Source organism: Streptomyces sp. NPDC041968, assembly GCF_055589025.1.
Genome location: NZ_JBVJCB010000003.1, coordinates 173,319 through 192,646 on the forward strand (window position 1 = coordinate 173,319; position 19,328 = coordinate 192,646).

A 19,328-nucleotide genomic window follows, 5' to 3' on the forward strand; every position below is an offset into this window, starting at 1 on the left:
CAATTGCGGCGCTGGTCTACCCTGGTGTCAGCCACTCCGGGACGGAGGAACCACATGACAGCGACGGACCCCGCGCTCACCGCCCTCTCCCAGGGCTGGTGCGCCCTCTCCCTGCTGCACGGGAGGATCGAGGCCCGCATCGAGCGCGCCCTGCAGGCCGGGCACGACCTGAGCGTGCGCGAGTACTCCTTGCTCGACGTGCTCAGCCGGCAGCACGACGGCGACGGGGGGCACCTGCAGATGAAACAGGTCGCCGACGCCGTCGTCCTCAGCCAGAGCGCCACCACGCGCCTGGTGACCCGACTCGAGGAGCGCCGGCTACTGGAGCGCTACCTGTGCCCCACCGATCGTCGCGGCATCTACACCAACGTCACCGCTGCGGGCCTGAAGCTGCTGGACGAGGCGCGGCCCACCAACGACGCCGCCCTCCGAGAGGCCCTCGACGAGGCTGCCGAGAATCCCGACCTGGCCCCGCTGGTCCGGGCGGTGGAGACCCTCAAGTCGCCGGTGCCCGCCTAGCAGGAGTGGTGCCCGCCCGTGCTGTGCCTCTCTGGCGGCTCTGCGTAGGGTGCGGGCATGGGAGATCTTGAGATACGGCCCACCACCGAGGACGACATCCCCGCGGTCGTCGCGATGCTCGCTGACGATCCGCTGGGCGCGGAGCGCGAGTCACCGGACGACCTGGGCCCCTACCTGGCCGCGTTCGAACGGCTCAGCACCGACCCGAACCAGCACCTGGTCGTCGCCGTCCGCGACGGCCGCGTGGTCGGCACGCTACAGCTGACGATCGTTCCCGGCCTGTCCCGGCGCGGCGCCACCCGGTCGATCGTCGAGGGGGTGCGCGTCCACGCCGACGAGCGTGGCGGGGGCCTGGGAACACAGCTCATCGAGTGGGCCGTCGACGAGTCCCGTCGCCAGGGATGCCAGTTGGTGCAGCTCACCTCCGACAAGACCCGCGTCGACGCCCACCGCTTCTACGAACGCCTCGGTTTCTCCGCCTCGCACACGGGCTTCAAGCTCTCGCTCTGAACGGACGGTCCGGCCCGGTCCGAGGGCACCCCTTACGCGCCTTGTCGGCCCTGTTTTCGGCCCTGTTTCACGTGAAACAGGGCCGACAAGGACGCCCGGGTGGCAGTGGCGAGCCGATCCCCCGCCATCCCTCCGGGTGCACGCCTCCCGGTACCGGGGCCCCCTCGTCGTACGGCTGCCGCGTGAACACGAACGACCCGAGATCCAGATGGCTCACGGTGCCGTCCGGGCGCCGCACGGCTCGGAGGAGTTCCCCGGCGTAGTAGCCCTCGAGCCCGGTCCACGTACCGTCGCCGTTCGCCCGGAAGCGCGAACGGCGACCGAAGCCGGAGAGTGGCTCCAGCGACACTCCCCCGTCGGGCGTCAACCGCAGCGCGAAGGCATGCGTCCCCCAGTACCACTGCCCGGCCAGCTCCAGCACGGCGGCGTCGGCTTCCGCCGAGGGACGCCACGGTTCGGGGATCCGGGGCTCCGCGTCGGCGACGATGCGCACGAGATCGGCACCGACCTCGGCCGTCAGTGGCCCGGAGGTGCAGTTGGTCAGCACCACGGCTGCCACGTCGTCCTCCACACTGATCGTGAGGTTGGCCAGGAAGCCCGGCAGGGAACCGGAGTGGCCCACGAGCAGCCGACCGTCCCGGCACTGGATCTGCAGGCCCAGTCCGTAGGCCGCGCCGTCCATGACGTCCGCGGCCTCGGCCGGTGCCGCCGGTGCCCGCATCTCCCGTACGGTCCGCGCGCTCAGTACCCGGTCGTCCCCCTTCGTCAGGAAGACGGCGAACCGCGCCAGGTCCCCGGTGGTGGACCAGAGCTGACCGGCCGGAGCCATCCGCCCGAGATCCTCGGCGGGCTCGGGCAGCATCACGTCCGCCCACGGATGTACCGCCCAGCCACCGGCGTACGGAGCCCGCGGCTGGGCGCTCGTACGGTCCAGTCCCAGCGGCTCCAGGACCTCACGCCGCAGCACCTCCTCCCACGGAGCACCGCGCAGCCGCTCGACCAGCGCGCCGAGCAGGGTGTAGCCGGGGTTCGAGTAGTGGTGCCGACGGCCCACCGGATGCACGAGCGGCCTCTCGCCCAGCACATCGGCGAGCTGCGGCCGCAGGGATCCCGGCGTCCGCTCCCACCACGGCGCGGGCGACTCGGCGGCCAGCCCGCCGGAGTGCGCCAGCAGCTCGGCGATTGTGGCCTCGCCCGCGCCGGTACCCGGCAGATGCTTCTCCAAGGCGTCTGTGAGGTCGAGCACCCCCTCGTCACGCAGGCGCAGAACGAGCACGGCGGTGAAGGTCTTGGTGATGGAGCCGATCCGGTACTGCACGTCCTCGTCCGGGCCGTGCCCGTCGACCGAGGTCCGCGCGCCGTGCCATACGACTCGCCCGTCCCGGACGACCGCCGCCACGAGCGACGGCGTGCGCCCTGCGGACTGTGCCACGGCGATCCGGTGCAGCAACGCCCGGCGGGTAGCGGGGAGCAAGTCCGGCACGTCTTCCTGAGGTGTCGTCATGCCCCCCAGTCCACCGGGCCGGGCGCGGCACGTCGAGCCAATTCGCCCGCGCCCGGGGATCAGGTCTGGGCCATGTCCACGAAGCGGGAGTAATGGCCCTGGAAGGCGACGGTGATCGTGGCCGTGGGGCCGTTACGGTGCTTGGCCACGATCAGGTCCGCTTCGCCGGCACGCGGCGACTCCTTCTCGTAGGCGTCCTCGCGATGCAACAGGATGACCATGTCGGCGTCCTGCTCGATCGACCCGGACTCACGCAGGTCGGAGACCATCGGCTTCTTGTCGGTGCGCTGCTCGGGACCACGGTTCAGCTGCGAGAGCGCGATCACCGGGATCTCCAGCTCCTTGGCCAGGAGCTTGAGGTTACGGGACATGTCCGAGACCTCCTGCTGGCGGCTCTCCGCGCGCTTGGAGCCTCCGGACTGCATGAGCTGGAGGTAGTCGATGACGACCAGCTTGAGGTCGTTGCGCTGCTTGAGGCGGCGGCACTTGGCGCGGATCTCCATCATCGACAGGTTGGGGGAGTCGTCGATGTAGAGCGGGGCGGCCGACACGTCCGGCATCCGGCGGGCCAGGCGGGTCCAGTCGTCGTCCGTCATGGTGCCGGACCGCATGTGGTGCAGCGCGACGCGCGCCTCGGCGGAGAGCAGACGCATGGCGATCTCGTTTCGTCCCATTTCGAGCGAGAAGATGACGCTCGGCAGGTTGTTCTTGATCGAGGCGGCACGCGCGAAGTCCAGCGCGAGCGTCGACTTGCCCATGGCGGGTCGCGCGGCGATGACGACCATCTGACCGGGGTGCAGGCCGTTGGTCAGCGAGTCGAAGTCCGTGAACCCGGTGGGCACACCGGTCATCTCACCGCTGCGCGACCCGATCGCCTCGATCTCGTCGAGCGCTCCCTCCATGATGTCGCCGAGCGGCAGGTAGTCCTCACTCGTGCGCTGCTCGGTGACGGCGTAGATCTCCGCCTGGGCACGGTTGACGATCTCGTCGACGTCGTCGTCGGCCGCGTATCCCATCTGGGTGATCCGCGTGCCGGCCTCCACCAGCCGCCGCAGAACGGCCCGCTCGTGCACGATCTCCGCGTAGTACGCGGCGTTCGCGGCCGTCGGTACGGTCTGGACGAGGGTGTGCAGATAGGAGGCCCCACCGACCTTGTTGATCTCACCGCGTTTGGTGAGTTCGGCCGCGATGGTGATGGGGTCGGCCGGTTCGCCCTTGGCATAGACGTCGAGGATGGCCTGGTAGACCGTCTCGTGGGCCGGCTTGTAGAAGTCGTGGCCCTTGAGGATCTCGACGACGTCGGCGATGGCGTCCTTGGAGAGGAGCATGCCGCCGAGGACGGACTGCTCGGCGTCCAGGTCCTGCGGTGGCACCCGCTCGAACGACGGACCGCCGCCGTCCCACGCGCCGTTGTCCGAGCCGCGCTCGTGCTGCTCGTCGCGGCCGCGTCCTCCGTCACCGCGACGGCGGGAAGCGGGCAGACGATCACTGGGCCCGCTGTCGGCCCACGGGTCGTCCAAGGGCTCGGAAATGCTCACCGAGCAACCTCCTCCCGTCCGCCGAGCGGACCTCGCCGTGCCTCTCATTTCTACGGCACGGCACTGACAAATAAGACGCCCCACTTCGCTTCTGGCGCGTCGGTTTTGGGCTGGTTCGCAGGTCGACGGACGGAGCAGGTGCCGGACCACCGTAGGCCTGCGGGCACCGTCAGCCAATCTGGTTATCCACAGGCCATGTGGACGACGGGCCAGATGCTGTGGAGAACTCGGCCAAACCTGTGCACGAGCCAGTGGACAGCCCTGTGAACAAGCACTCCCTCCGCCTGGCAGAACGCTTCTGAACTGCACTTTCACCATCCACCGCCTGTGCAGAAGAAAAACTTTCCCCATCGGATCAAGATCGTTCCGAACCGTGCCCAGAAGCACACGCGGTGAGACGAACCGTAAGGGTTGCAAAGGCTTTGCATCTCTTACCTGTGGACGATTAGATTGGTGCTCATGACACAGGCCCCAGCGCGCTCGCGGACCCTCCGGCGCCGACACGACCGAGAGATCATCGCGCTGGCCGTCCCGGCCTTCGGCGCACTCGTCGCCGAGCCCCTTTTCGTGATGGCCGACAGTGCGATCGTCGGCCATCTCGGCACCGCGCAGCTGGCCGGCCTCGGTATCGCCTCGGCGCTGCTCACCACCGCCGTCAGCGTCTTCGTCTTCCTCGCGTACGCCACCACCGCGGCCGTGTCCCGGCGCGTCGGCGCGGGCGATCTGCAATCGGCGATCCGCCAGGGCATGGACGGCATCTGGCTGGCCCTGCTGCTGGGCGCCGCCGTCATTGCCGTGGTGCTGCCGACCGCGCCCGCCCTCGTGGCGCTCTTCGGCGCCTCCGACACCGCGGCACCGTACGCCATCACCTACCTGCGGATCTCCGCCCTCGGCATCCCCGCCATGCTGGTCGTGCTGGCCGCGACCGGTGTCCTGCGGGGGCTGCAGAACACCCGGACCCCGCTCTACGTGGCCATCGCCGGTTTCGTCGCCAACGCCGTCCTCAACGTCGTTCTCGTCTACGGCGCCGGCCTCGGCATCGCGGGCTCCGCATGGGGCACCGTCATCGCACAGTGCGGCATGGCCGCGGTGTACCTGTGGGTGGTGGTCCGCGGGGCCCGCCGCCACGGCGCCTCACTGCGTCCCGACGTCGCCGGGATCAGAGCCTCCGCCCAGGCGGGGGTCCCGCTGCTCGTCCGGACACTCTCCCTACGGGCGATTCTCATGATCACCACAGCCGTGGCGGCGCGCCTGGGCGACGCCGACATCGCGGCGCATCAGATCATCCTGTCCCTGTGGAGTTTGCTCGCCTTCGCCCTCGACGCCATCGCCATCGCCGGCCAGGCCATCATCGGGCGTTACCTGGGGGCCGGTGACGCCAGCGGTGCCCGCGAAGCCTGCCGGAGGATGGTCGAGTGGGGCGTCGCGGTCGGCATCGCACTCGGTCTGCTCGTCGTGCTGTCGCGTCCGGTCTTCCTGCCCCTGTTCACCGGCGACTCCGCGGTGACGGACGCGGCCCTGCCCGCCCTTGTCATCGTGGCCGCCTCGCAGCCGATCTGCGGAGTGGTCTACGTCCTGGACGGCGTACTCATGGGCGCGGGTGACGGCCCGTACCTCGCCTGGGCCATGCTGCTGACCCTGGCCGTCTTCACTCCCGCGGCGCTCCTCGTCCCAGCCTTCGGCGGCGGGCTCACCGCGCTGTGGGCGGCCATGACGCTGATGATGGCGGTGCGCCTGGTGACCCTGTGGCTTCGCACCCGGTCGGGGCGCTGGGTCGTCACCGGTGCGACGCGCTGACCGTTTCACGTGAAACACGACGCTTCCCGGGCGGGGTGGCAACAGAACCGCGAAGAGCAACCAGCTCCTACCTAGGCCGGCCGTGAAGAAGGGGCCGCATCCCCTGGCGAGGATGCGGCCCCTTCTCATCGCTTCGGCGTGAGCGGAGCTCAGGCAGCGACGACCTCGATGTTGACCTTGGCGGCAACCTCGGGGTGCAGACGCACGGACGTCTCGTGGGTGCCCAGGGTCTTGATCGGTGCGCCCAGCTCGATGCGACGCTTGTCCACGTCGGGACCGCCCGCGGCCTTGATCGCCGAAGCGACGTCGGCCGGGGTGACGGAACCGAAGAGACGACCGGCCTCGCCGGAGCGGACGGCCAGGCGAACCTTGACGCCCTCGAGCTGGCCCTTGATCTGGTTGGCCTGCTCGATGGTCTGGATCTCGTGGATCTTGCGAGCGCGACGGATCTGCTCGACGTCCTTCTCGCCGCCCTTGGTCCAGCGGATGGCGAACTTCCGCGGGATCAGGTAGTTGCGAGCGTAGCCGTCCTTGACGTCGACGACTTCGCCCGCGGCACCGAGGCCGGAGACCTCGTGGGTGAGGATGATCTTCATTAGTCGGTCACCCTTCCCTTATCGCGCGGTGGACGTGTAGGGCAGCAGCGCCATCTCACGGCTGTTCTTCACGGCCGTGGCGACGTCACGCTGGTGCTGGGTGCAGTTGCCGGTCACGCGGCGGGCACGGATCTTGCCGCGGTCGGAAATGAACTTCCGCAGCATGTTCGTGTCCTTGTAGTCCACGTACGTGACCTTGTCCTTGCAGAATGCGCAGACCTTCTTCTTCGGCTTGCGCACAGGCGGCTTAGCCATGATGTCTCTCCTGTGTGATCAAGAAGTGTGGGGTAGAGCCCGTCTAGAAGGGGGGCTCGTCCGAGTAGCCGCCACCGCCGCCGGAGCCACCGCCCCAGCCGCCGCCACCCTGGCCGCCACCGCCCTGCTGGCCACCGGCGGGAGCGCCGGTCGCCCAGGGGTCGTCGGCCGGAGCGCCGCCGCCCTGCTGGCCACCGCCGGGGCCGCCGCCCCAGCCGCCGCCACCCTGGCCGCCACCGCCGCCGTAACCGCCCTGGCCGCCGCGCCCCTGACCCGAGGTCTTGGTGACCTTGGCCGTGGCACTGCGCAGGCTGGCGCCGACCTCGTCGACGTCCAGCTCGTAGACCGTGCGCTTGACGCCCTCACGGTCCTCGTAGGACCGCTGCTTCAGCCGGCCCTGCACGATGACGCGCATGCCTCGCTGGAGCGACTCGGCGACGTTCTCCGCCGCCTGCCGCCAGACCGAGCAGGTGAGGAAGAGGCTCTCGCCGTCCTTCCACTCGTTCGTCTGGCGGTCGAAGGTGCGGGGGGTCGACGCGACACGGAACTTCGCGACGGCCGCACCGGACGGGGTGAAGCGCAGCTCGGGGTCATCGACAAGATTGCCGACGACCGTGATGACGGTCTCGCCTGCCATGGGGGAACCTCTCGGCGGGTTTGCTGCTGGCTGCTTGTGCTGCTACTCGAATCCCGGGATCGGCTGAGCGGAAGCTCAGTGCATCTCGGGACGGAGGACCTTGGTCCGGAGGACCGACTCGTTCAGGTTCATCTGGCGGTCGAGCTCCTTGACGACCGCAGGCTCGGCCTGCAGGTCGATGACCGAGTAGATGCCCTCAGGCTTCTTCTTGATCTCGTACGAGAGACGACGACGGCCCCAGGTGTCGACCTTCTCGACCTTTCCGCCGCCGTCACGGACGACAGAGAGGAAGTTCTCGATCAGCGGGGAGACAGAACGCTCCTCGAGATCGGGGTCGAGGATGACCATCACCTCGTAGTGACGCATGTGGAACCCACCTCCTTTGGACTCAGCGGCCACGGTCGTTCCGTGGCAGGAGGGTTGCGATGCGTTGGCACCGGCATCCGCGAGTAAAGCAGGACCCACTGACAATCGGGCTTCCTCCGGAGAGGCGGCCCGGCCGAGGCAGGCAGCAGACACCAGTGCAGAAGGTACAGAGTACCCGGCCACCCGCTTGCGGTTGAAATCCGGCGGTGAGGGGACACAATCGGTACTCAGCGGATGTGACGGGCGACGACACGCTGCCTTCGGCAGGAGGTTCCCCATGGCACAGATCATGCGACCCGCGAAGTCGAGGACCGGCTTGCTGGCCACCGACGGCAAGCCGCACCCCCTCCAGGACACCCTGCTGGCCGTGGCCCTGGTGCTGGGCGTGCTGGCCCTGGCCACCGCGAGCTTCCGCGGGCTCCACATCCTGACCTCCTGGGCAGGACTGCTGGGGGTGCTGACCGCCGGGTACGGCCAGCTCATCTCGGTGACGACCCGCGAGCGCTTCGGACTGGTGGTGGCACTCGGAGCTTCCGCGCTCGGCATGTTCTTCGGCATCGACCACGGCGGGTTCTTCGGCTGAGCCGCGCACCACCCGTCCTCCGGAGCACTCTCCAGAAGGTCCTCCGGAGACCCCTTGCACCCGTACGCCGGACGGGGCGCTCACAGGGCGCAGTAGGCTTCGCGCGAGAGCCGGAGCCCCTGTACCCATGGGGACACACCAGCCCGAGGAGCGCCCCGAATGAGCCTGACCCTGAGGACCATCAGTCGCGAGCAGCATCTGGCCTACATCCAGAGCCTGCCGGCGGCAAGTCACATGCAGGTCCCGGCATGGGCGGACGTGAAGGCGGAATGGCGCTCGGAGAACCTCGGCTGGTTCGACGACCGGACCGGTGAGCTGGTCGGTGCGGGCCTCGTCCTCTACCGCCAGCTCCCCAAGATCAAGCGCTACCTCGCCTACCTGCCCGAGGGCCCGGTCATCAACTGGTTCGCGCCGAACCTCCAGGAGTGGATGGAGCCGATGCTGGCGCACCTCAAGCAGCAGGGCGCCTTCTCGGTGAAGATGGGCCCGCCGGTGATCATCCGCCGCTGGGACGCCACGTCCATCAAGAAGGGCATCCAGGACCCCGACGTCAAACGCCTGCGCGACATAGAGGCCGACCACATCGAGCCGCGCGCCTTCGAGGTGGCAGACAAGCTGCGCCGCATGGGCTGGCAGCAGGGCGAGGACGGCGGCGCCGGCTTCGGCGACGTGCAGCCCCGCTACGTCTTCCAGGTGCCGCTGGCCAACCGCTCCCTGGAAGAGGTCCACAAGAACTTCAACCAGCTGTGGCGCCGCAACATCAAGAAGGCCGAGAAGGCCGGCGTCGAGGTCGTCCAGGGCGGCTACCACGACCTCGAGGAGTGGCAGCGGCTCTACGAGATCACCGCCGTGCGCGACCACTTCCGGCCGCGTCCGCTGTCCTACTTCCAGCGCATGTGGGCGGCCCTCAACAACGAGGACCCCAACCGCATGCGGCTGTACTTCGCCCGGCACAACGGGGTGAACCTGTCCGCCGCCACGATGCTGGTCGTCGGTGGGCACGTCTGGTACTCCTACGGCGCCTCCGACAACATCGGCCGCGAGGTCCGGCCCTCGAACGCGATGCAGTGGGCCATGCTCCGCGACGCCTACGCCCTGGGCGCCACCGTCTACGACCTGCGCGGCATCTCCGACTCCCTGGACGAGAGCGACCACCTCTTCGGTCTGATCCAGTTCAAGGTGGGCACGGGCGGGCAGGCGGCCGAGTACCTCGGCGAATGGGACTTCCCGCTGAACAAGCTGCTCCACAAGGCGCTCGACATCTACATGTCGCGCCGCTGACCCCTCTCCTCACCCCTATCCCGCACCTCTGACAGCCACGAGAAAGGTCCCAGGTCCGGCCATGGCGCTCACCCTCTACGTCGACACCGCGCGCTGGCGGGCGCACCACAAGCACGTGCAGGAGCAGTTCCCCGGGCTGGTCCCGGTCTGCAAGGGCAACGGCTACGGCTTCGGTCACGAGCGGCTGGCGGAAGAGGCCACGCGGCTGGGCTCCGACGTACTGGCCGTCGGCACGACGTACGAGGCCGCCCGGATCAAGGACTTCTTCGGTGGTGACCTGCTGGTCCTGACGCCGTACCGGCGCGGCGAGGAGCCCGTACCGCTGCCCGACCGGGTCGTGCGCTCGGTGTCGTCCATCGACGGCGTGTACGGCCTCGTGGGCGCACGTGTGGTCATCGAGGTGATGTCCTCGATGAAGCGCCACGGCATCAGCGAGCAGGACCTGCCGCAGCTGCACGCCGCCATAGAGAACGTCCGGCTGGAGGGCTTCGCCATCCACCTGCCGCTCGACCGTACCGACGGCTCGGACGCCGTCGAGGAGGTCATCGGCTGGATGGACCGGTTGCGCGCCGCCCGGCTGCCGCTGCACACGATGTTCGTCAGCCACCTCAAGGCGGACGAGCTCGCCCGGCTCCAGCAGCAGTTCCCGCAGACCCGTTTCCGTGCCCGGATCGGCACCCGGCTGTGGCTGGGAGACCACGACGCCACCGAGTACCACGGCGCGGTCCTGGACGTCACGCGGGTCACCAAGGGCGAGCGCTTCGGCTACCGGCAGCAGAAGGCGGCCTCGGACGGCTTCCTCGTGGTCGTGGCGGGTGGTACGTCGCACGGCGTGGGGCTCGAGGCCCCGAAGGCGCTGCACGGCGTCATGCCGCGCGCCAAGGGCGTCGCCCGGGCCGGTCTCGCCACGGTGAACCGCAACCTCTCACCGTTCGTCTGGGGCGGCAAGCAGCGGTGGTTCGCGGAACCGCCGCACATGCAGGTGTCCATCCTGTTCGTGCCGTCGGACGCGCCGGAACCGAAGGTCGGCGACGAGTTGGTGGCCCATCTGCGGCACACCACCACGCAGTTCGACCGGATCATCGACCGCTGAGACCCCACGCCGGCCGTGGACCCCACCGCAGCCGAAAGGCCGTACACGCTGTTCCGTGTACGGCCTTCGGCATGACTGCCCGTGGCGGACCGCCGTGGAGTCCGTTCGCTCAGAGCGAATCTCCGGCCGGCTGCCGCGCCCCCCACCGCACCGGGGATGCCTCGCAGTGGGCGGCGTGCCGCGCCGGGCGAGCGGCGGGACCGAGGACGAAGACGTCCTCCGCCCCGTCGAGCGCACCACCCGAGGGGTCGTCGTCGCCCGTCCGCCGCACGGGGTCCCGGTCCGGCATCAGGATGTCGCGCACGACCATGACGCAGAGGAAGAGCGTCCCCAGCAGGTGCACGGCGATGGCCCAGTGGTAGCCGTCCGTGGGCAGACCCTTGTGGGCGTCACCGCTGGTCGTGTACGCGAGGTACATCCAGATGCCCAGGAAGTACGCCACCTCGCACGCCTGCCAGATCAGGAAGTCACGCCACTTGGGTCGGGCCAGCGCGGCCAGCGGCACCAGCCAGAGCACGTACTGCGGTGAGTAGACCTTGTTGGTGAGGATGAACGCGGCGACGATCAGGAAGGCGAGCTGGGCGAACCGTGGACGTCGGGGGGCGGTCAGCGCGAGCGCGGCGATGGCCCCGCAGCACAGCAACATCAGGAGCGTGGCGAGTGTGTTGACGGTCTCGGTGCTGGGCGGGTTGTCGGAGTTGTGGACCAGGATCAGCCAGAAGGAACCGAAGTCGACGCCCCGTTCCTGGCTGAACGTGTAGAACTTCGACCAGCCGTCGAAGGCGAAGAGCATGACCGGCAGATTCACCACCGCCCAGGCGACGGCCGCTCCCCCCAGGGCCTTTCCGAAGTCGCGCCACTTGCCCGCGCGCCAGCACAGCACGAGCAGCGGACCGAGGATCAGGAACGGGTAGAGCTTGGCGGCCGTGGCCAGGCCCAGCAGCACGCCGAAGGCCAGCGGACGTCCTCGCGACCACATCAGGAGGGCGGCGGACGTCAGGGCGACCGCCAGCAGGTCCCAGTTGATGGTCGCGGTCAGCGCGAGGGCGGGCGCGAGGGCGACCAGCAGTCCGTCCCAGGGGCGCCGGGTGTGCGTGCGGGTCACGCAGACGGCGATGACGGCCGCGCACGCCATGAGCATCCCGGCGTTGACCATCCAGTACCACTGCTCCTGGTCCTGGATGCTGCCGCTGCCCGGCGTGAGCCAGGACGCGACCTCCATGAACACGCCGGTCAGCACGGGGTACTCGAGGTACTCCATGTCGCCGGGAAGCTTGTCGAAGTACGGCACGAGGCCGTCGACGAACCCGCGCCCCTGATAGAGATGCGGGATGTCCGAGTAGCACGCGTGCGTGTACTGGGAGCTGGCACCGAAGAACCAGGCGCCGTTGTAGCAGGGCGCCTTCTGGACCAGGCCGATGGCGAACATGCCGATCGCCACGAGAGCGATCACCCGGACGGGCGTCCACCAGGACGTCCCCAGCAGGGCACGCCGGCCGGCGGGGCCGCCGATCAGCTCGCTGCCCGCCGCGGCGACCGCGTCTTCCCTGGTCGGCCGCACGGGCTCCGGCTCGTGCACGCTCGCTGATGTCGATTCTGCACTGGGCATGGGGCACATCCTGCCGTACGTACCTGGCGATACGGCGGGGCCGCCGCACCCAGATGGATGCGGCGACCCCTGTTTCACGTGAAACTTGCGGGTGTTTCACGTGAAACACCCATGCCGGACGTTCCGGCAGCTATCCCTCCTGGCCGGCGATGAAGCCACCGCCTCCGTTCTGACTTCCTCTGATGTCTTCCTCTTCCCCTGTCCCACTGGGCGATGTCGAGGGCGACGGACTGCCTTCCGAGCCACCGTTCTCGTTGCCGCTGTTCTCATTGCCGTTGTTGTCGCCGCCCTCGCAGTTCCACTCGAAGACGCCACAGGTGTCACTCGGTGAGGGGGAGGGGGTGGTCTCCGTCTTGCTGGGCGACGGCGACGGCGACGGGCTCGTCTCCTCCTCCGTCTCGGAGGGCGCGGGGGACGGGCTCGGCGGCGGGGCGTCGTTGATGACCTCGCCGATGGGCTCGGGCTTCGGGAACTTCACCTTCGGCTCGCCCTTCAGCGCGTCCGACATGTAGTCCTGCCAGATCACCGACGGGAACGAAGCACCGTGGATCTTCTCCTCGCCGCCCGTTCCGTACATCTCCATGAAGGAGCGGTTCTTGATCGTCTCGTCGTCCGGGTAGCGGAACATGCTGATTGCGGTCGCCAGCTGCGGGGTGTAGCCGACGAACCAGGCGGACTGGTTGCCGTCCGTGGTACCGGTCTTACCGGCCACCTCCCGGCCGGGCAGCTGGGCGTTGGAACCCGTTCCGTCCTCGACAACGGTCTTCAGGACGTCCGTGACGTTGTCCGCGACCTTCGCCGTGAACGCCTGCTTGGTCTTCACCTTGTGCGTGTAGACCGTGCCGTCCTTGTTCGACACCTTGGTGACGGAGAAGGGCTCGCGCTGCTTGCCACTCTCCGCGAAGGTGGCGTACGCGCCCGCCATGCGGATGGCGCTCGGGTCCGAGACTCCGAGGGAGAAGGACGGGTAGCCGGAACCCGCCAGGCTGCTCTCCAGGAGCCCCGCGTCGACGGCTGCCTCCTTCACCTTGTCCAGACCGACATCCATGCCGAGCTGCACGAAGGCGGAGTTCACCGACTCCCGCATGGCCTCACGCAGGTCGATCTTGTAGTCCGGCGCTTCACCCACGCTCTGCTTGCCGTCATTCTCCTGACGCCACTGCTCGCCCTTCTCGTTCTGCCAGATCGAGCCGTCGTAGTCCTTGATCTTGAGATTGTTCTTGCCGCTGTAGAGGCTCTTGGGAGAGACGACGGTGCGCTCGTCCTGGGCCTGGGTCTCACCGAGTTCGGGATCGCGCACCCCCCACTTCATCGCGGCCGCGAGAACATACGGCTTGAACGTCGAACCGACCTGGGCACCGGTGACGTCGGCGTTGTTGGTGAAGTGCTTGGTGGCGTCCTCACCACCGTAGATGGCCTCGAGGGCACCGGTCTCCGGGTTCACGGAGGCTCCGCCGAACTGGACGTGGGTGTCCGTCCCTGGGCGCTTCTTCGGATCGATCTTCTCCTTGTAGACCTTCTGGACGGCCTTCTCGAGCTCCTCGACCTTCCTCTTGTCGAAGGTCGTGTAGATCGAGTAGCCGCCCTTCTCCAGCTGCTGCTCCGTCACACCGGCGTTCTTGATCACGGAGGACTTGGCGAGCCTGACGAGGTAGCCGATCTGGCCACCCAGCTGTGTGTTCGACTGCGGGCTCCGCACCTTGGGAAGGCTGGTGTACTGGGCCCGCTTCTCCTGGCTCAGGTGCCCGTACTCGACCATTTTGTCGAGCGTGTCCTGCATCTGCCGCTGCGCCCGGTCCCGGTTGGCCTCGGCGGTCGCGTTCACCGGGTCGATCGAGGGCGAGCCGGCCGGGTCGTAGTACGTGGCGCCCTTGAGCACCGCGGACAGGAACGCGCACTGGCCCGGGTTGAGGTCGACGGCGTCCACGTTGAAGTAGGCCCGGGAGGCCGCCTGGATGCCGTAGGCACCGCGTCCGTAGTAGGCGGAGTTCAGGTAGCCCTCGAGGATCTTGTCCTTGGGCTCCTCGGCGCCGACCTTGATCGATACGAAGATCTCCTTGACCTTGCGGGAGATCGTCTGCGACTGGTCGTTCAGCATCGCGTTCTTCACGTACTGCTGGGTGATCGTGGAACCACCCTGCGTCTCGCCTCCCCTGGCCATGTTGAACACGGCGCGGGCGATGCCCTTGGGGTCGATGCCACTGTCGGAGTAGAAGGTCTTGTTCTCCTGGGAGATGACCGCATTGCGCATCTCCATGGGGATCTGCGCGAGATCCACACTCTGGCGGTTCAGCTCACCGCCCGTCGCCACCATCTGGCTGCCGTCGGCCCAGTAGTAGACGTTGTTCTGCGCGATGGCGGCCTTGTCCGGCTCGGGGACGCCCACCATGGCGTAGGCGATGCCTGCCGCGGCCACCATGGTGCCGAAGAAGCCGATGCACACCCCGGAGACGAGCTTCCAGGAGGGCACCCAGCGACGCCACCCGTCCTTGTCGAAGCGCGGGTAGTCGATCATCCGCTTCTTGCCGGACGCGGCCGCACGCCGGCCGGCCGCCCCACCCGCGCCGACGGCGGCGGCACGTCGGCCTCCGCGGCCCGGCTCGGCCGCTCTGCGGCGACCGCCTCCATTGCGCTGTGCCGCACGCCGGGCCTCGGCACGGCTGCCGTACGGACGCTCCTCGCTCTCCGGACCGTACGAGCCGGACGGAGACCCTGTGGCGCCTCGCGGTGCCGCACGGCGGCCGGAGGACGAGCCGGACTGGCCGCGTCGGGCCGCGGCACGTCCGCCTCCCTGCGGCTGCGGCGGTTTGCGACGGTGCTCGCTCATCGAACGACTACTCCTCGGGCAGGCGCACCTTACGCGCGCCTGGTAAAGGCGGCTGGTTTCCGGTCCCCCCGAAGTACGGATGCGGTCCCTTCCGCATTCACCCGTACTGCACCGGGGACAAGGACGCCCCCAGGCGTCACTCGGTTCCCGGTGGTTTGCATGGCGCACAGACTACGCACCGCCAAAACCCCCGAGACTCGAAGTTCACCTCAAATCAGGCAACTTGCTCACCATGAATCCCTGATGTGATCCCGTTCACCACCGAGCCTCTTGTCGTGCGCGGAAGCTCGTTCTATCGTGCTGATGTATCGAGCCGATACATCAGCGCGGCATAAGGGCGAGAGGAGGCGACGTGAGCCGACGTTCCGGCATCCTCGAGTTCGCCGTACTCGGCCTGCTCCGCGAGTCCCCGATGCACGGCTATGAGCTGCGTAAACGGCTCAACACGTCGCTGGGAGTGTTCCGGGCGTTCAGCTACGGGACGCTCTACCCCTGCCTCAAGACGCTGGTCGCCAACGGCTGGTTGATCGAGGAGCCGGGCAACGTCGACGAGACCGCCGCCTCCCTCACGGGACGGCGCGCCAAGATCGTCTACCGGCTGACGGCCGACGGTAAGGAACACTTCGAGCAGCTCCTCTCCCAGACCGGCCCGGACGCGTACGAGGACGAGACCTTCGCCGCTCGCTTCGCGTTCTTCGGACAGACCTCGCGCGATGTCCGCATGCGCGTGCTCGAGGGGCGCCGCAGCCGGCTGGAGGAGCGCCTGGAGAAGATGAGCGCCTCCCTGGCGCGCACCCGGGAGCGACTCGACGACTACACGCTTGAGCTCCAGCGCCACGGAATGGAGTCCGTGGAGCGCGAGGTGCGCTGGCTGAACGAGCTCATCGAGAGCGAGCGGGCGGGGCGGGACCTGCGGGGTTCCGCTTCGGAGGGGACCGCTCAACAGGACACGACATCTGGAGCGACGGGCGGCCTGCCCCGGCCGGGGGACGACCCCCGGCCGGATACGCCCGGCGACACCGCCACGTGAGCGCCCAGTCAGGGCCTCACTCGTACACACAGGGAGCAACCGGAATGGGTTCGGTTCGCGTAGCCATCGTCGGTGTGGGCAACTGCGCCGCATCGCTGGTGCAGGGCGTCGAGTACTACAAGGACGCCGACCCGGCGGCCAAGGTCCCGGGCCTGATGCACGTCCAGTTCGGCGACTACCACGTCCGCGACATCGAGTTCGTCGCCGCCTTCGACGTGGACGCCAAGAAGGTCGGCCTGGACCTCGCGGACGCCATCGGCGCCTCCGAGAACAACACGATCAAGATCTGCGACGTGCCCAACAGCGGCGTCCAGGTCCAGCGCGGCCACACCCTCGACGGGCTCGGCAAGTACTACCGCGAGACCATCGAGGAGTCCGCCGAGGAGCCGGCCGACATCGTCAAGGTCCTCAAGGACAAGCAGGTCGACGTCCTGGTCTGCTACCTGCCCGTCGGCTCCGAGGACGCGGCGAAGTACTACGCCCAGTGCGCCATCGACGCCAAGGTCGCCTTCGTCAACGCCCTCCCGGTCTTCATCGCCGGCACCAAGGAGTGGGCGGACAAGTTCACCGAGGCCGGCGTCCCGATCGTCGGTGACGACATCAAGTCGCAGGTCGGCGCCACCATCACGCACCGGGTCATGGCGAAGCTGTTCGAGGACCGGGGCGTCGTCCTGGACCGCACGATGCAGCTGAACGTCGGCGGCAACATGGACTTCAAGAACATGCTCGAGCGTGACCGCCTCGAGTCGAAGAAGATCTCCAAGACTCAGGCCGTCACCTCCCAGATCCCCGACCGGGACCTCGGCGAGAAGAACGTCCACATCGGCCCGTCCGACTACGTGGCCTGGCTGGACGACCGCAAGTGGGCCTACGTCCGCCTGGAGGGCCGTGCGTTCGGTGACGTCCCGCTGAACCTGGAGTACAAGCTCGAGGTCTGGGACTCCCCGAACTCGGCCGGTGTCATCATCGACGCCCTGCGCGCCGCGAAGATCGCCAAGGACCGCGGCATCGGCGGCCCGATCCTGTCGGCGTCGAGCTACTTCATGAAGTCCCCGCCGGTCCAGTACTTCGACGACGAGGCCCGTGCCAATGTCGAGAAGTTCATCGCCGGCGAGGTCGAGCGCTGAGCAGCGCGGACTGAGTCCGTCGGAGGTCCCCGGGTCGCGTGACCCGGGGACCTTTCCCGTATGTGAGGCTGTGCACCATGGCCGTCGTCCGTGACCTGCGCGTCCTGCTGCGCCTGAAGGGCTTCCGGCGTCTGCTCGCCGTGCGCCTGCTCTCCCAGGGCGCCGACGGCGTCTACCAGGTCGCGCTCGCCACCTACGTCGTCTTCTCCCCGGAGAAACAGACCTCGGCCGCCGCGATCGCCTCCGCGATGGCGGTCCTGCTCCTGCCGTACTCCCTGGTGGGCCCGTTCGCCGGCGTCCTGCTGGACCGCTGGCGCCGCCGCCAGGTCTTCCTGTACGGCAATCTGCTGCGCGCCGTGCTGGCGGCGATGACGGCCCTGTTGATGATCGTCTCCGTCCCCGACTGGCTTTTCTACGTCTCCGCCCTCTGCGTCACCGCCGTCAACCGCTTCGTCCTCGCGGGTCTGTCCGCGGCACTGCCGCGTGTGGTCGACGCGGAGCGTCTGGTCATCGCCAACTCACTCTCCCCGACCGCCGGCACCCTCGCCGCGACGGCCGGCGGCGGCCTCGCCTTCGTCGTACGCCTCGTGGTCGCGGACTCCGACGCCGCCGTGGTGCTGCTCGGGTCCGCCCTGTACCTGTGCGGGGCACTGGCGTCGCTGCGCATCGCCCTGGAGCTGCTGGGGCCGGACCCCGAGCGCGTGCCCCCACGCCTGGCCTCGGCCCTGGCCGGTACCGCGCGCGATCTGGTGGCCGGCGTACGTCATCTCGCCGCGCCCGCCCGCCGGGAGGCGGCCTGGTCGCTCGCGGGCATGACGCTGATGCGGTTCTGCTACGGCGCCCTGCTGGTCATGCTGCTCATGCTGTGCCGGTACGCGCTGACCTCGACCACGGACGAGGGGCTCGCCCTGCTGGGGCTGGCGCTGGGCGTCTCCGGCGCGGGCTTCTTCGCGGCCGCGGTGATCACTCCGTGGGCGGCGGGACGGCTGGGGCCGGGCCGCTGGATGGCCGTGTGCGCGGGAGCGGCCACGGTCCTGGTGCCGGCGCTCGGCCTGCCGTTCGCCACCGCGCCGCTGCTCGTCGCGGCGTTCGTCCTGGGCCTGACGACCCAGGGAGCGAAGATCGCGACCGACACGGTCGTGCAGTCCTCGGTCGAGGACGGATTCCGTGGCCGGATCTTCTCTGTCTACGACGTGCTGTTCAACGTCGCTTTCGTCGGCGCCGCCGGCGTGGCCGCCTTGATACTGCCGCCGGACGGCCGGTCCGTGACGCTGGTCGTGACAGTGACCGCGGTCTACGGAGCGGTTGCTGCGGCTATGAGCTGGTTTGAACGCCAGTAAGTGTCACATCAATGCCACGAAGCCTCGCTGGGCTGCAGAGATGTCGGTGCGGACCGATAACTTACGTGGGTCTTATTCGCGTCATGTTCGCGACACGCACCTATGTTCCAGGGGGACCCCCAAGTGACCACTCCGCCGTCCCAGGGCAATCCGTTCGCGCAAGGCCAGCCGCAGGCCCCGCAGCAGCCGCAGGGACAGAACCCCTACGCCCAGGGCCAGCCGGGCTTCCCCCAGCAGGCGGGCCAGCCCGGCTTCCCGCCGCAGGGTGCACCGTTCGCTCCCGTCCCGCCGCAGCCGGCCCGTCGCAAGCCGAGCTTCAAGACGATCAAGAACATCGTCATCGCCGTCATCGTCGTGTGCGTGGCGGTCGGTGGCTACATCGCCAGCCGGGACGACGCCGACCAGGCCGGCGTGGGCGACTGCCTGAAGTCCGCCTCGTCCTCCTCGGACCGCATGGAGGTCGTGGACTGCACGGCCACGGACGCCGAGGCGAAGGTCCTCAAGAAGATCAAGGGGCACTACTCCCAGATCACCGCCGAGTCCGCGTGCCGTCCGGTCGAAGGCGCTACGGGCTTCTACGCGGAGACGGGCGACGGCGAAGAGTTCCTGCTCTGCCTCGGTGACGTCTGATCCGGACCGCCGGAGCCGAAGGGGCGGTGTTTCACGTGAAACACCGCCCCTTCGCATACTCACCGACGTGGTCCACGTTTCACGTG

General features: G+C 68.6%; 18 protein-coding genes. 10 read left to right on the forward strand and 8 right to left on the reverse strand.

All coding sequences use genetic code 11. From position 1 onward, the window contains the following. Positions 1-54: 54 nt before the first annotated feature. Together ACZ6EG_RS08910 and ACZ6EG_RS08915 are read left to right on the forward strand one after the other, a co-directional pair. On the forward strand, positions 55-519 hold the full coding sequence (locus ACZ6EG_RS08910; RefSeq protein ID WP_391971738.1) for a MarR family winged helix-turn-helix transcriptional regulator: 465 nt from the start codon (positions 55-57) through the stop codon (positions 517-519). Positions 520-576: 57 nt separating this feature from the next. Beyond that, entirely contained in the window at positions 577-1,029 is a 453-nt protein-coding gene (locus tag ACZ6EG_RS08915; RefSeq protein WP_391971739.1) for a GNAT family N-acetyltransferase, read from the forward strand. Positions 1,030-1,096: 67 nt separating this feature from the next. Here the strand turns inward: ACZ6EG_RS08915 and ACZ6EG_RS08920 are convergent, their stop codons facing one another. Both ACZ6EG_RS08920 and dnaB read right to left on the reverse strand, forming a co-directional pair. Continuing rightward, positions 1,097-2,533, reverse strand: a complete 1,437-nt coding sequence (locus tag ACZ6EG_RS08920) for a serine hydrolase domain-containing protein (protein WP_469602905.1) — start codon at positions 2,531-2,533, stop codon at positions 1,097-1,099. Positions 2,534-2,592: 59 nt separating this feature from the next. Next, entirely contained in the window at positions 2,593-4,071 is a 1,479-nt protein-coding gene (dnaB, locus tag ACZ6EG_RS08925) for a replicative DNA helicase (RefSeq protein WP_361015950.1), read from the reverse strand. A gap of 459 nt (positions 4,072-4,530) precedes the next feature. Here dnaB and ACZ6EG_RS08930 point away from each other — a divergent pair, with 459 nt between their 5' ends. Next, positions 4,531-5,868: an MATE family efflux transporter gene (locus ACZ6EG_RS08930; RefSeq protein WP_391971741.1), complete on the forward strand. Its 1,338-nt coding sequence runs from the start codon at positions 4,531-4,533 to the stop codon at positions 5,866-5,868. 149 nt (positions 5,869-6,017) lie between these two features. Here ACZ6EG_RS08930 and rplI read toward each other — a convergent pair whose 3' ends face one another. The 4 genes from rplI to rpsF all read right to left on the reverse strand — a co-directional run bounded on the left by rplI (position 6,018) and on the right by rpsF (position 7,722). Beyond that, positions 6,018-6,464: a 50S ribosomal protein L9 gene (gene rplI, locus ACZ6EG_RS08935; protein WP_469602910.1), complete on the reverse strand. Its 447-nt coding sequence runs from the start codon at positions 6,462-6,464 to the stop codon at positions 6,018-6,020. Positions 6,465-6,482: 18 nt separating this feature from the next. Further along, a complete protein-coding gene (gene rpsR, locus ACZ6EG_RS08940) occupies positions 6,483-6,719 on the reverse strand; it encodes a 30S ribosomal protein S18 (protein ID WP_003949403.1) in 237 nt (78 codons plus the stop codon). A gap of 43 nt (positions 6,720-6,762) precedes the next feature. Continuing rightward, positions 6,763-7,356 (reverse strand): single-stranded DNA-binding protein, encoded by a 594-nt coding sequence (locus tag ACZ6EG_RS08945; protein WP_159324925.1) that lies wholly within the window; start codon positions 7,354-7,356, stop codon positions 6,763-6,765. Between the two features lie 75 nt (positions 7,357-7,431). Continuing rightward, on the reverse strand, positions 7,432-7,722 hold the full coding sequence (gene rpsF, locus ACZ6EG_RS08950; RefSeq protein WP_003975025.1) for a 30S ribosomal protein S6: 291 nt from the start codon (positions 7,720-7,722) through the stop codon (positions 7,432-7,434). A 277-nt stretch (positions 7,723-7,999) separates the two neighbouring features. Here rpsF and ACZ6EG_RS08955 point away from each other — a divergent pair, with 277 nt between their 5' ends. From ACZ6EG_RS08955 to ACZ6EG_RS08965, 3 genes are all read left to right on the forward strand, one after another. Next, positions 8,000-8,305 carry a hypothetical protein gene (locus tag ACZ6EG_RS08955; RefSeq protein WP_391971742.1) on the forward strand — a complete coding sequence of 102 codons (306 nt, stop codon included), beginning with the start codon at positions 8,000-8,002 and terminating at the stop codon, positions 8,303-8,305. Between the two features lie 159 nt (positions 8,306-8,464). Then, on the forward strand, positions 8,465-9,586 hold the full coding sequence (gene femX, locus ACZ6EG_RS08960) for a peptidoglycan bridge formation glycyltransferase FemX (RefSeq protein ID WP_064728796.1): 1,122 nt from the start codon (positions 8,465-8,467) through the stop codon (positions 9,584-9,586). A gap of 61 nt (positions 9,587-9,647) precedes the next feature. Next, a complete protein-coding gene (locus ACZ6EG_RS08965) occupies positions 9,648-10,679 on the forward strand; it encodes an alanine racemase (protein ID WP_391971743.1) in 1,032 nt (343 codons plus the stop codon). Positions 10,680-10,788: 109 nt separating this feature from the next. Here the strand turns inward: ACZ6EG_RS08965 and ACZ6EG_RS08970 are convergent, their stop codons facing one another. Both ACZ6EG_RS08970 and ACZ6EG_RS08975 read right to left on the reverse strand, forming a co-directional pair. Continuing rightward, entirely contained in the window at positions 10,789-12,297 is a 1,509-nt protein-coding gene (locus tag ACZ6EG_RS08970; RefSeq protein ID WP_469602916.1) for a glycosyltransferase family 87 protein, read from the reverse strand. A 121-nt stretch (positions 12,298-12,418) separates the two neighbouring features. Then, positions 12,419-14,803, reverse strand: coding sequence for a transglycosylase domain-containing protein (locus tag ACZ6EG_RS08975; RefSeq protein ID WP_391971745.1), 2,385 nt, complete (start codon positions 14,801-14,803; stop codon positions 12,419-12,421). Positions 14,804-15,467: 664 nt separating this feature from the next. Between ACZ6EG_RS08975 and ACZ6EG_RS08980 the strand changes: the two genes are divergently transcribed. The 4 genes from ACZ6EG_RS08980 to ACZ6EG_RS08995 all read left to right on the forward strand — a co-directional run bounded on the left by ACZ6EG_RS08980 (position 15,468) and on the right by ACZ6EG_RS08995 (position 19,242). Beyond that, entirely contained in the window at positions 15,468-16,145 is a 678-nt protein-coding gene (locus ACZ6EG_RS08980) for a PadR family transcriptional regulator (protein WP_356602657.1), read from the forward strand. A gap of 44 nt (positions 16,146-16,189) precedes the next feature. After that, positions 16,190-17,272 (forward strand): inositol-3-phosphate synthase, encoded by a 1,083-nt coding sequence (locus ACZ6EG_RS08985; protein WP_361015958.1) that lies wholly within the window; start codon positions 16,190-16,192, stop codon positions 17,270-17,272. Between the two features lie 77 nt (positions 17,273-17,349). Then, positions 17,350-18,612, forward strand: coding sequence for an MFS transporter (locus tag ACZ6EG_RS08990; RefSeq protein ID WP_391971746.1), 1,263 nt, complete (start codon positions 17,350-17,352; stop codon positions 18,610-18,612). 123 nt (positions 18,613-18,735) lie between these two features. Then, entirely contained in the window at positions 18,736-19,242 is a 507-nt protein-coding gene (locus ACZ6EG_RS08995) for an LppU/SCO3897 family protein (RefSeq protein WP_356602651.1), read from the forward strand. The last annotated feature ends 86 nt before the right edge of the window (positions 19,243-19,328 follow it).

Bases quoted from the DNA above. Each gene is read 5' to 3' on its own strand.
- femX (WP_064728796.1), top strand. From the start codon at position 8,465: ATGAGCCTGACCCTGAGGACCATCAGTCGCGAGCAGCATCTGGCCTAC.
- ACZ6EG_RS08990 (WP_391971746.1), top strand. From the start codon at position 17,350: ATGGCCGTCGTCCGTGACCTGCGCGTCCTGCTGCGCCTGAAGGGCTTC.
- ACZ6EG_RS08920 (WP_469602905.1), bottom strand. From the start codon at position 2,533: ATGACGACACCTCAGGAAGACGTGCCGGACTTGCTCCCCGCTACCCGC.
- rpsR (WP_003949403.1), bottom strand. From the start codon at position 6,719: ATGGCTAAGCCGCCTGTGCGCAAGCCGAAGAAGAAGGTCTGCGCATTC.
- ACZ6EG_RS08985 (WP_361015958.1), top strand. From the start codon at position 16,190: ATGGGTTCGGTTCGCGTAGCCATCGTCGGTGTGGGCAACTGCGCCGCA.
- ACZ6EG_RS08970 (WP_469602916.1), bottom strand. From the start codon at position 12,297: ATGTGCCCCATGCCCAGTGCAGAATCGACATCAGCGAGCGTGCACGAG.
- ACZ6EG_RS08930 (WP_391971741.1), top strand. From the start codon at position 4,531: ATGACACAGGCCCCAGCGCGCTCGCGGACCCTCCGGCGCCGACACGAC.
- rplI (WP_469602910.1), bottom strand. From the start codon at position 6,464: ATGAAGATCATCCTCACCCACGAGGTCTCCGGCCTCGGTGCCGCGGGC.
- ACZ6EG_RS08955 (WP_391971742.1), top strand. From the start codon at position 8,000: ATGGCACAGATCATGCGACCCGCGAAGTCGAGGACCGGCTTGCTGGCC.
- rpsF (WP_003975025.1), bottom strand. From the start codon at position 7,722: ATGCGTCACTACGAGGTGATGGTCATCCTCGACCCCGATCTCGAGGAG.
- ACZ6EG_RS08975 (WP_391971745.1), bottom strand. From the start codon at position 14,803: ATGATCGACTACCCGCGCTTCGACAAGGACGGGTGGCGTCGCTGGGTG.
- ACZ6EG_RS08945 (WP_159324925.1), bottom strand. From the start codon at position 7,356: ATGGCAGGCGAGACCGTCATCACGGTCGTCGGCAATCTTGTCGATGAC.
- ACZ6EG_RS08915 (WP_391971739.1), top strand. From the start codon at position 577: ATGGGAGATCTTGAGATACGGCCCACCACCGAGGACGACATCCCCGCG.
- ACZ6EG_RS08965 (WP_391971743.1), top strand. From the start codon at position 9,648: ATGGCGCTCACCCTCTACGTCGACACCGCGCGCTGGCGGGCGCACCAC.
- ACZ6EG_RS08910 (WP_391971738.1), top strand. From the start codon at position 55: ATGACAGCGACGGACCCCGCGCTCACCGCCCTCTCCCAGGGCTGGTGC.